The organism is Streptomyces filipinensis (genome assembly GCF_014649495.1).
Taxonomy (GTDB): domain Bacteria; phylum Actinomycetota; class Actinomycetes; order Streptomycetales; family Streptomycetaceae; genus Streptomyces; species Streptomyces filipinensis.
The window spans coordinates 561,209-572,572 of record NZ_BMTD01000003.1 but is presented as its reverse complement, the minus strand read 5'-3'; the positions used below and the strand labels follow the sequence as shown (position 1 = coordinate 572,572).

The following is an 11,364-nucleotide window of genomic DNA, read 5'->3' as shown; positions in this document are numbered from 1 at the left end:
AGGTCGGCGACGTTGCGGTGGGTGACCGCGACGCCCTTCGGGATGCCGGTCGAGCCGGACGTGAACATCGCGTACACCGGCTGGTCCGGGTGGACCCGCACCGCCGGGTCGCTCGCGTCCGTGCCGGTGCCGTCCAGGCCGGCCACGTCGAAGAGCCGTGCGCCGGGCGGGAGCTGGAGGCCCGCGAGGTCGGTGTCCGTGAGGAAGAAGCCGATGCTCGACTGGGCCACGATCAGCTGGACGCGGTCCACGGGGTAGCGGGTGTCGAGCGGGACGTACACCGCGCCCGTCTTCACCACGGCGAGGGTGGTGACGACCGCGTTCACCGACCGTTCCTGGAAGAGGGCGACCCGGCTGCCGGCGCCGACGCCCTCGGCGATCAGCCGGTGGGCGAGCCGGTTCGCCCGCTCGTCGAGTTCCCGGTACGTCAGCTCCTGATCGCCGTGGACGACGGCCACGGCGTCCGGGGTCCGGGCCGCCTGCGCCGCGAACAGCTCGCCGAGCCCCGCGTCGGCGCCCTCGGTGACCGTTCCCGCCCACCGCTCCAGCAGCAGCTCCTGCTCGCCGCCGGACAGCAACTCCAGTTCCGCGACCGGCAGGTCGGGAGCCGCGGCCGCCGCCCGCAGCAGCCGTACGAGACGGTCCGCTGTCGCCTCGATGGTGCCCGCGTCGTAGAGGTCGGTGGCGTACTCGACGGTGATGTCCAGGCCGCCGGGTGCGCCGTCCGCGCCCCGGTGCTCGGCGAAGGAGAAGGTCAGGTCGAACTTGGCGGCCTGCAGCCAGGTGAACTCGGCGTGGGCGTCGAGACCCTCGGCGACCAGGGTCGGGGTGGCCGCGTCGGTCAGGGTCAGCATGACCTGGAACAGGGGGTGCCGGGACGCGGACCGCTCCGGGTTGAGGACCTCCACCAGCCGGTCGAAGGGCAGGTCCTGGTGGGCCCAGGCGGCCAGGTCGGTCTCCCGGACCCGGGTCAGCAGCTCGCGGAAGGTCGGGCTGCCGCTCAGGTCGGTGCGCAGGACGAGGGTGTTGACGAAGAAGCCGACCAGGTCGTCGAGCTTCTGGTCCGTGCGGCCCGCGATCGGGGAGCCGAGCGGGATGTCGTGGCCGCCGCCGGACCGCGACAGCAGGGTCGACACCGCCGCCTGCGCCACCATGAACACCGACGCCCCGGCCTCGCGGGCCAGCCCGGCCAGCGTCGCGTGCACCGCGGGCGGGCAGTGCACGGTGTGCGTGGCGCCCCGGTAGGAGGCGACGGCGGGCCGCGGCCGGACAGCCGGCAGGGTGGCCTCCTCCGGCAGATCGGCCAGGGCCGAGCGCCAGAAGGCGAGTTGGTCCTCCTCGCACCCCTCCAGCAGCTTCTCCTGCCACAGCGTGTAGTCGGCGTACTGCACCGGCAGCGGCTCCCAGGCCGGACGCTGACCGCGCGCACGGGTCGTGTAGGCGGTGCTCAGATCCCGCATCAGGGGCTGGTAGGACCAGCCGTCCGACACGATGTGGTGCATCACCACGAGCAGTACGTGCTCCCGCTCGTCCAGACTGAACAGAGCGGCCCGCACCGGGAGTTCGCCGCCGAGGTCGAAGGTCCGCGCCGCCTCGGCCGCCAGCAGGCCCGGCACCGTCGCCTCGCTCGCCGCCGTGACCGGCAGCTGCACGCGGACCGCGTCCGCGGGCAGCACCCGCTGGTGGGTCCGGCCGCCCTCGGTGCCGAAGAGCGTGCGCAGGCTCTCGTGCCGGCCCACCACGTCGGTGAACGCCGTTTCCAGCGCCCGCACGTCGAGTTCGCCCGTGATCCGCACGGTCAGCGGGATGTTGTACGTCGCCGAGGGGCCCTCCAGCTGGTCCAGGAACCACAGCCGCTGCTGGGCCGCCGACAGCGGAAGCAGCCGGGGCCGCTCCTCGGCGGCCGTCAGCTCGGGGCGCCCGGAGCCGCCGCCCTCGGTGGCGATGTACTCGGCGAGCAGGGCCACCGTCGGGTGCTTGAAGAACTCCCGCAGGGTGAGCTGGACACCGAGCGTGGTGCGGACGCGGCTGACCAGGCGGGTGGCGAGCAGGGAGTGGCCGCCGACGGCGAAGAAGTCGTCGTCGATGCCGACCGAGGGCAGCCCCAGCGCGTGCGCGAACAGGCCGCTCAGCACCTCCTCGACGCCGTTGCGCGGCGCCCGTCCGTTCGCCTTCGTCCCGGCGCCGGGCGCGGGCAGGGCACGCCGGTCCAGCTTGCCGTTGGGGGTCAGCGGCAGTGTGCCGAGCGGGACGATCGCCGACGGGACCATGTACTCGACCAGCTCCTGGCCGGCGTACCGCAGCAGCTCGGCGGTGTCGACGACACCCTCGACGGCCGGGACGACGTACCCCACCAGGCGCTTGTCGCCGGGGCGGTCCTCGCGGACGATCACCGCGGCCTGGTTCACGGACGGGTGGCCGGTCAGCACCGTCTCGATCTCGCCCGGCTCGATGCGGTTGCCGCGCAGCTTGATCTGCTGGTCGGCGCGGCCCTGGAAGACGATCTCGCCGTGCTCGTTCCAGGCGGCTAGGTCGCCGGTGCGGTACATGCGGCTGCCGGCCGGGCCGTACGGGTCGGCGGTGAAGCGCTCGGCGGTGGTGCCCGGGCGGCGGCTGTAGCCCTGCGCCAGGTGCGGGCCGGCGACATAGAGTTCCCCGGTCTCGCCGGGCGCCGTGTGGCACAGGTCGGCGTCCAGGACGTACATCGCGGTGTTGGCCATCGGGATGCCCAGGTGGAGGCGGTCCAGGGCGCGCACGTCGGGGGTGAAGGCCTGGTAGCTGCAGAAGACGGTGGCCTCGGTCGGACCGTAGACGTGCACGACCGTGGTGGCCGGGCAGTGGTCGAGGACCTTCTGCAGGGCGGTCGCCGACAGCACGTCGCCACCGGTCCAGATCTCCCGCAGCCGGGCCAGTCCCTCGATGGCCTCGCCGGCCATCGCGTCGAAGAGGGCGGTCGTGAAGTAGGCGGCGGTGACGTCGTACCGGGCGACGGCCTCGGCCAGCTCACCGATGTCGATCTTCGGGGAGGACAGCACGACGGCCAGCCCGCCGCGCAGCAGCGGCACCCACAGCTCGTACGTCGAGGAGTCGAAGGCCAGCGGCGAGTAGGCGAGGACCCGCTCGTGGGCCATGGTGCCGAAACCGGGGTCCAGGGCCAGCTCCACCACGTTGCGGTGGGTGTTGACGACACCCTTGGGGGTGCCGGTGGAGCCGGAGGTGAACATCACGTACAGCGCCTGGTCGGGGTGGACCTCGACCCAGGGCGCGGGAGCGGGGTCGTACGCGATCACGCTCGCGTCGCTCACCCGCAGCACGGGAAGCTCCCCCGCGAAGGAGGTCTCCTCCTCGGCCTGGCGGTCCGTCACCAGCAGCACGGCGGAGGTGTTGTCGAGGATCCAGCTCTGCCGCTCGGAGCGCTGGCGCGGGTCCAGCGGGACGTACACGCCGCCGGACTTGAGGACGGCCAGCACGGTGACGACATAGGCGAGGGACCGGTCGAAGAGCAGGCCGACCGCGTCCGCGGGGCCCACACCGGCGTCGATCAGCCGGTGCGCCAGGGCGTCGGAGGCCCCGTCCAGCTCCCGGTAGGTGAGCCGGCGCTCCCCGCTCACCAGGGCGACCGCGTCCGGGGTGCGGGCGGCCTGCGCGGTGAACAGCTCGTGCAGGGCACCGGCGGGGAGGTCCACCGCCGTGTCGTTGTACGCGGCGATGTGCGCGGGCACGCCGTCGGCGCCCGTGGAGAGAGCCGGTTCGGCTTGCTGCTGGGACATCTCGACACCTTCTCGGGAAGCTCGGTTGGCTGGTCTCGCGGCGGGCCGGGAGACCGACGGGAGCCACGACGTGTACGAAAACGGTGGAGCTTGTTAAGTCAGGGGAATCTCAAGGGCGTTCAGGAGGGCGGCAGCAGGACGTCCTTCGCGTCCAGCGCGTCCACCCGGTACTTGCCGAGCGCGCTGATCAGCAGCCGCAGCTCCAGCGCGATGCTCTCGACGAGCCGGACGAGACCGTCTCCGGCGTCCTCGTCGACCGCGAGCAGGGCGGCCCGGCCGAGTCCGACGGCGTGGGCGCCGAGCGCCAGCGCCTTGACGGCCCGGGTGCCCTCCCACATGCGCCCGCTGGCCAGCAGGCAGTTACCGGTGCGGCCGATCCGGGTCAGGCACTCGCCGAGGGGGAGTCCGACCTGGCCGAGGAACCCGCTGGGGGCCCAGGCCGTGCCGCCCTCGGCGCCGTCGACCGTGACGGAGTCCGCGCCGGCCGCCCACGCGGTGGCCGCCGCGAGCGCGACATCGCGGCCGGGGTGCAGCTTCACCCACACCTTCACCCGCGGGAAGTTGTTGCGCATCAGCCGGATCTGCTGGCGCAGGATCTCCTCGGTGAAGGTGCCGGGGCTGCTGATCCGCAGCACGCGCTCGTCCCCGGCGCCGAACACCTCGTCGGTGGCGTACTGCTCGGCGACCCTCCCGGCGGCCTCGCGGCCCAGGACGGTCAGCCCGCCCAGACCCGGTTTGGCGCCCTGGCCGACCTTCAGCTCGAAGGCCAGCCGGCCGGAGGCCAGCAGGGGTTCGCAGACCGGGTCGCTGTAGACGAGGTTCCACACCTCGGCGTCCGCGTCCTCGGTGGACTGCTGGACGACGACACCGCCGAACTCCTCGTTGCCGCCGGCCGCGGCGGCCTGCGTGTACGCGGCGATCCGGCCCAGCAGCGGCGAGACCTCGGCCTCGGCCGCGGCCCGGTAGCCGTTGACCGGGACGACGTTCTCGCCGATGACCATGGGGATGCCCAGCCGCCCCGCCTGCCGGCCCGCCGCCTCACCGAGGTCGCGGCTGGCGACCTGGGTGGAGCCGAACGCCGACACGTACAGCGGCAGCCGGGAGGCGAACCCGCCGACCGCGGCGTCCAGTTCGACGTCCGTGTACAGCGGTTCGCGGGCCAGCTCGATCAGCTTCTTCAGCCGCTCCGGCATGAACACCGGCGGCACGATCCGGGCCCGCTCCAGCAGGTCGTACGGGTCCTGCCCGGCCGGGACGGCGCCGAGCAGGCCGCTGCCGTAACCCTCCAGGGCGGGGAAGGCGGCGGCCGCGCCGTGCCGGGCCCGGTGCCGCACCTGCTCCTCGGGGAAGCCGGTGGCGCTCAGTACGGTGCTCATGCCGACACCACTCCCGGGACCTTCGGGTAGGCGCTGGCCTCCCACACCGCGGTGCGGCCGGTGACGTAGCGGGTGAAGCGCTCCAGGCCGATGCCGAAGCCGGAGCTGGCGGGGATGCCGCGCCGGGCCAGGTCCAGGTACCAGCCGTACTTGGCCGGGTTCTCGCCCGTCTCCCGCATCCGGGTCACCAGGGCCGCGTAGTCGTGCTCGCGCTCGCTGCCGCTGGCCAGCTCGCCGTACCCCTCGGGCGCGATCAGGTCGAAGTTGCGCAGCACGCCGGGCTGACCGGGGTCCTCGCGGTCGTAGAAGCCGCGCGAGCCCTTCGGGTAGTCGACCACGAAGAACGGCCGGCTGCTCTTCGCGGAGATGATCTCCTCGCCCTGCCAGTCGATCTCGGCACCCGGATCCTGCGGGTGACCCAGCGCCACCAGGTCGGCGGTCGCCTCCTTGTGGGTCGTCCGGCCGAAGACGCCCTGCACCACCTCGCGGAACGCGTCCGTGTCCCGGCCGAGCAGCTCCAGGTCGCCCGGCAGTTCCCGGACCACCTCGTCGACGACGTACGCCACCAGCTGCTCGGCGACCTCCATCGCGTCCTCGCGGCGGGCGTCGCGTATCTCCACGTCGATCTGGTGGAACTCGGCGAGATGACGGTGCGTGACCGCTGTCTCCAACGGCTCCAGACGGACGTTCGGTGCGATGTAGAAGATCTTGTCGAAGGCGAGCAGGGATGCCTGCTTGTACAGGATCGCGCTGGTCATCAGCTTGTACTTGTGGCCGTAGAAATCGACGTCGACCTGCTTGGAACCGCGGATGCCCGGGTCGGTGACCGGACCGATCACCGGCGGCAGCAGCTCCTGGAAGCCGCGCCCGGTCAGGAACGCGCGGGTCGCGGCCAGCATCCGGGACTGGATGCGCAGGGTGGCGCGGGTGTTCTCCCGCAGCAGGTGCTCGTCGGGCGAGGACGGGAACGCGGGCGTGCTGGTCATGCTGCTACCTCCTGGGTCTGAGGGGTGTCATGGCGGCGCTGCACGAACGACAGCGCGTCGTACAGGCCCATCGCCGTGAGCCGGCGGCCGCGCCGTGAGACGTGGCCGATGGGCATCGCCCCGATCTCCGACCACACGAGCCGGCCGTCGCGGTCGATGGCGCTCCTGGTGCGGCCCGCGTTGTCGGGATGCAGGCAGTAGGGGACGTCGAGCAGACCGCGGGCGAACGCCTTCAGCAGCGCCCGGCCGAGATCCGCGTCCAGGTCGAGTACGGCGTCCACGAGGGCGCGGGCCTCCGCGTAGACGGGGTTGTCGGCGAGGTCGGCGCGCGGTGGGGGTGCCGCGACGTGCCGGGCGGCCGCCCGGGACGCGACACGCAGCGCCTCGGCGTTCTCCGCCACCGTCGGGATCCGGTGCGACTCGGCCGTCGTCTTCACGATCAGCCGCGCCGCGCCCGTCTCCACGGCCAGCTCGGCGGAGCGCTCAAGGAGGTCGAGGGCGCCGCGCCGGGTGCGGGGGTACAGGCCCATGTAGGTGTACAGGACGATGTGCCAGTCGGTGTCGGGCAGCAGTTCGCCGGCCAGCCGGCGCAGCGCGTGCACCGCCTCACGGTCCTGGGCGGGGCTGGTCTGCTGGGCGTAGCTGAGCGAGATGCTGCGCAGGCCCGCCCGGTGGAAGAACAGTGCCTCCAGCGCGCTGATCGCCACCAGCAGTCCTGGCGGACACAACTGGCCGAGCATGCAGCCGCCGAACGTCTCCAGGTGCGGCTCCGCGCCGGACGCCCGCAGCGCCGCCAGCGCCTCGCAGCTCTCCCGCCAGTTGCGCACCGAGTCCAGCAGCGGCGTGCGCCCGTACGGCAGGCAGTACGACACCGGCCCGCCCTCGGTGGCGTCCAGGCCGAGCAGGGCCAGCGCGGCGACGATGCCCTGGGGGCGGGCCGAGCCGTGCCGCACCTGCACCGGGAAGGAGGCGTCGCGTACGCCGTCCAGCACCCAGGACGCGGTGTGCGGGCTGTAGGAGGTGATCGGGAAGCCGTTGAGCGGGACCTGGTCGTGCAGCGCCCGCACCGCCGAGGGTTCGTCGCCCACCCGCGTGTAGCTGTCGATGGTGAGGGTGCCGACGACCGCGTCCGCCGCCCCCTTGGTGGCCAGCAGGCCGGCCCGCATGAGCGCCGGGTCCGAGAACCCCATCCGCGGCTGCACCACGAGCGCCCCGCGGGCCTGCGCCTCGGCGACGAACCGGCCGAAGGAGCGCGGGCGCCGGTGCAGCGCGTTCACCGTGTCACCGCCAGGGAGCCCACGAAGGACGTGAAGGCGGCGAAGCCGGGCTCGTCGCCGGTCCCGTCCTGGAACACCGCGTCGAAGCCGGCCCGCATCAGCTCGCCGGCCTGCTCCCGCTCACCGCCGCCGACGCCGAGCTTGCCGCCGATGACGGCCGGCAGGCCCGCCAGCTCCCAGCGGGACCTGACCGCCTCGATGAGCGGCCGGGCGTCGTTGAAGCCGTGCCCGTTGACACTGCTGACGACCAGCAGGTCCGGCTCGAACTTGCAGCAGGATTCCACGATTTCGTCCTGGGGAACGCACGGACCCAGGTTGACGACCTTGTGCCCGAGGTCTTCGAGCAACAGCTGGATGAATACCAGATTCCAGGTGTGCGCATCGGACGGCAGTCCGGTAACGACGACGTCCAGCGGCCCGGATCGAGGGCGATCCGCCCATTCCACAGGCTTCATTGTTCGTTTCGTCCACATCATGGGATGACAGGGGAGAAAGAGGTTCCGGCGATCCCGGAACTCCCTTTCGGACAACACCGTAGATTCACGCCACGGCCGTATCCGGCGCCCGGGGCGGCAACCGACAGGCAGCCGGGCAGCAGTTGGCGACCGGCTGCCGCCGCCGGCCTCCACGGGCCCCGACACTGGGGTGCACGAGACACCCGAGTGAGGAGCGAGGACATGACGGACACGCTGGAGGACGTGCTGGACCGGGCGCGCGAGGGCATCGACCGGAGCGAGGCCCTGGGGGAGGCCCAAGTCGCCGTGCTGGAAGCGGCGTTGAGTCTCGTGCGGGCGGGCCGGCCGCCGGTCGCCCAGGCCCCGTCGGAGCGTGCGGCGCTGCTGCGCGAGGCGCTCGCCTCGGTCCGCGCGGCCACCGTCGCCACCGGGATCGCGGTCACCCGCGCGCACCGCAGCCCGGTTGCCGCCCAACTGCCCGGCCTCCTGCCCGGCAAGGCGGCCACGCGGATCTAGCGTTTTCCCCACAACCCGACTTCACAGAGGTGGACATCATGGCAACGAACCCGTTCGAGGACGCCGAGGGCCGCTACGTGGTGCTGGTCAACGACGAGGGGCAGCACTCCCTCTGGCCCGCCCGTATCGAGCACCCGGCCGGCTGGGAACTCGTGAAGGAAGAGAGCGGAAAGCAGGAATGCATGGAATTCATCGAGGCCAACTGGACGGACATGCGCCCGCGTTCCGTGGTCGCCGCGCTGGCAGGCTGAAACGACACAAGGGCCGGGCGGGCTGGAGAATTCCAGCCCGCCCGGCCCTTTTCCTGTTCAGTTCCCGGGCGAGACCACGCACCACTCCAGCACCGCCATCGCGGCCGTCATCTTGTGGTACGCCTGCCGCCAGGCGACGCTGCGCGGCCCGTCCAGCACCTCGTCCGTGACCTCCTGACCGCGCACCGCGGGCAGGTCGTGCAGGAACACGGCGTCCGGGCCGCCGAACCGGTCGAGGAAGGCGTCGTCGATCTGGAAGCCCTCGAAGTCCTTCAGCCAGTCCGGGTTGGCCTTGGCCACGCCCATCGTCTGCCAGCGGCTGGTGTACACCGCGTCGACCGGCCCCTCGACCTCGTCCGGATGCGTGACCTGCGTGACCGCGGCCTTGCCGCCGGCGAGCTCGTCGGCGAGGTCGAGCTTGTCCTTCGGTACCTCGTAGCCGCTCGGGCACAGCAGGGTCAGCCGCAGCCCCGGGCTGAGCGCCGTGGCCAGCGCCAGGGCGGCGCCGGAGCTGTTGCCCTCGCCGACGGCGAGGAGATGCAGCCCGTCCAGCGAGCCGAACCGCTCGGTGAGCGTGGCCAGGTCCGCGATCGCCTGGGTGGGGTGCTCGTCCAGGCTCAGCGCGTTGACGACGGCCAGATCCGGGCTGCTGCCGAGCCGTCGTATCTCCTCCACGTCCTCGTTGGTGCGCACCACCAGGGCGTCCAGGTACTGCCCGAGCACTCGCGAGGTGTCCTCGACGGTCTCGCCGGTGGACAGCTGCAGCTCGTTCGGACCGTACGTGATGACGTCGGCGCCCAGCCGGGTCGCCGCGCTCCAGAACGACGTACGGGTACGGGTCGAGGACTTGCGGAAGTACACGCCGACCTGCTTGCCGGCGAGCGACCTGCGGTCGACACCCTCGCGGCCGAAGAACACGGCCCGCCGCACGATCCGGTCGAGCTCGGCGGGCGTCAGGTCGGCGAGGGAGATGAGGTTGCGCATGGGTGGGGTGCCTTTCGTGGAAAGGGTGGCCGGGGAGTGAAGCGGGATCGGGTGTCGCGTAGACGGGATCGGGTGTCGCGCCGGCCGGTTGTTCCGCCGGTTCGGTGTCGCGGCCGGGTGTGGTGCCGGTCCGGGGGCGCGCCCCGGGGGCGGGTGCCTCAGTCGGAGGCGCCGACCAGGTCCGCGGTCGGTCGTCGCGCGGCCATCAGCTCGCGGACCAGGTTCAGCACCGTGAACCCCACGGGCCCGCCCGGCTCCGCCGGGTGCTGGCGGATCAGGCCCCGCAACAGCAGGTCGTGCACGTCCCGGGCGGTCTCGCTCAGCGGCCTGCCGCCCGCGCGGGCGGCGGCGTCCACCGTCCACGGCTCGGGAAGGGCCGCCAGGGTGGTGAGCAGGGCGGCCGCACGGGCGTCCAGTTCGGCCAGTGCGGCGCCCAACTGCTCGCTGAGCGTGGCGCCGGGGTCCGAGGTCGCCGGCGTGACGCCGTCGACGAGGAGCAGCGGGGTCGAGCGGGCGATCTCCAGGAGCTGGTCCGGTGAGTAGAGCAGCAGCCAGGAGGCGGCGGCCTCCAGGGCCTGCGGTATGCCGTCCAGGCGGTGGCAGATGTGCGCGACGGCGGTCGTGACGGTGTCGGTGGGCAGCAGGTCGGGACGCATGTGGCTGACGTACGACAGCATCAGCTCGACGGCGGGCCGGCCCGCGACCAGTGAGTCGCCGGGCAGCGTGGACCCGGCGGTGTGCGGAGCGGGTGCCGGCAGGGGGCCCAGCGGCAGCAGACGACCGGCCGGGGGCCGGGTCACCCGCCGCGAGGTGACGATGATCTTCAGCCGTTCGCAGGCGCGCAGCAGGTTCAGCAGGACGGGCACCGCGGGCGCCGAGTCGTCGAGGCCGTCCAGCACGATCAGGGTCGGCTTGGACCCGATGACCGAGGTCAGCTCCTCGAAGCGGTCGCCGTCGCGGATCAGCGAGCGGACCCACTCGGCCAGCGGCGCCTGCGGCCCCTGCTCCGGGCCGGCGTCGGGGCCGTGGGCCATGGGGACCCACAGCACCGGCATCCGGTCCCGGGTGTGCAGCACGGTCGCGGCCTCCTGGGCCAGCCGGGACTTGCCCACTCCGGCCAGGCCCACCAGGGTCAGCAGCCGGTCGTGCCGGTTGTCCAGCCGTTCCGTCAGCGCCTCCAGTTCGGCGCGACGGCCGGTCAGCGGGCGCAGCGGAGTGGGCGGGGCGGCCAGTTCGGCGCTGTAGAGGGACTGCAGGACCCGGCCCGCCGCATGGGCGTCGGCCGCCAATTCCAGCTCGACGCGCCGGGCGTCGCTCATGCGCATGGCATCGGCCAGCAATCTGAGAGTTTCTTTACGAGGGTTTCGTACGCGCCCCTGCTCCAGGTCCCGGATGGCGCGCACGCTCACTGTGGCAAGCCCGGCGAGCTGCGTCTGGGTGAGCCCCGCCCGCCGCCGTGCATTCTGCAGCAGCACATCGAGACCGGGTGTGGACTCGGAGTTCATCGGTGTCTCCTTAATCCTCAGATTCTTGGCTGAATGCCAGGTAGGCGACCCGAGGCGATGAGGTGCCTGCCAACGAGGAAGAGACTCGACGAAGTGCTTCCCGAACGATTCCCCGTTCAGTACCGCAGCGTTCCGCATGCCGTTACGATCTCCTCCGGCGCGAAGCGGACTGCTTTAGGGGAGCGCGACCCAGGGGGGAGGCTGTCGGTGACGGCGGCGTCAGGAGATCAGCTTCGGTTCAATA

General features: G+C 72.4%; 9 protein-coding genes. 2 read left to right on the top strand and 7 right to left on the bottom strand.

From position 1 onward, the window contains the following. From IE244_RS10890 to IE244_RS10870, 5 genes are all read right to left on the bottom strand, one after another. Positions 1-3,770 (bottom strand): non-ribosomal peptide synthetase (locus IE244_RS10890; RefSeq protein ID WP_191872874.1); only part of this gene is annotated, 3,770 nt, incomplete at its 3' end. Positions 3,771-3,889: 119 nt separating this feature from the next. Then, positions 3,890-5,146, bottom strand: a complete 1,257-nt coding sequence (locus IE244_RS10885; protein ID WP_191872872.1) for a glutamate synthase-related protein — start codon at positions 5,144-5,146, stop codon at positions 3,890-3,892. Beyond that, a complete protein-coding gene (locus IE244_RS10880; protein ID WP_191872870.1) occupies positions 5,143-6,132 on the bottom strand; it encodes an asparagine synthetase A in 990 nt (329 codons plus the stop codon). Before IE244_RS10880 ends, IE244_RS10885 begins: the two co-directional genes overlap by 4 nt. Beyond that, the gene (locus IE244_RS10875) at positions 6,129-7,409 is read right to left on the bottom strand and encodes a methylaspartate mutase (RefSeq protein ID WP_444545076.1); all 1,281 of its coding nucleotides are present in this window, start codon (positions 7,407-7,409) and stop codon (positions 6,129-6,131) included. Before IE244_RS10875 ends, IE244_RS10880 begins: the two co-directional genes overlap by 4 nt. Continuing rightward, entirely contained in the window at positions 7,406-7,855 is a 450-nt protein-coding gene (locus IE244_RS10870) for a cobalamin B12-binding domain-containing protein (protein ID WP_229854042.1), read from the bottom strand. Before IE244_RS10870 ends, IE244_RS10875 begins: the two co-directional genes overlap by 4 nt. 231 nt (positions 7,856-8,086) lie before the next feature. Between IE244_RS10870 and IE244_RS10865 the strand changes: the two genes are divergently transcribed. Continuing rightward, positions 8,087-8,380: a hypothetical protein gene (locus IE244_RS10865; RefSeq protein WP_191872868.1), complete on the top strand. Its 294-nt coding sequence runs from the start codon at positions 8,087-8,089 to the stop codon at positions 8,378-8,380. A 38-nt stretch (positions 8,381-8,418) separates the two neighbouring features. After that, positions 8,419-8,631: an MbtH family protein gene (locus tag IE244_RS10860; protein WP_191872866.1), complete on the top strand. Its 213-nt coding sequence runs from the start codon at positions 8,419-8,421 to the stop codon at positions 8,629-8,631. Between the two features lie 57 nt (positions 8,632-8,688). Here the strand turns inward: IE244_RS10860 and IE244_RS10855 are convergent, their stop codons facing one another. Together IE244_RS10855 and IE244_RS10850 are read right to left on the bottom strand one after the other, a co-directional pair. After that, positions 8,689-9,615: an ornithine carbamoyltransferase gene (locus IE244_RS10855; RefSeq protein ID WP_191872864.1), complete on the bottom strand. Its 927-nt coding sequence runs from the start codon at positions 9,613-9,615 to the stop codon at positions 8,689-8,691. A gap of 158 nt (positions 9,616-9,773) precedes the next feature. Beyond that, positions 9,774-11,120, bottom strand: a complete 1,347-nt coding sequence (locus tag IE244_RS10850) for an AAA family ATPase (RefSeq protein WP_191872862.1) — start codon at positions 11,118-11,120, stop codon at positions 9,774-9,776. Positions 11,121-11,364 lie beyond the last annotated feature (244 nt).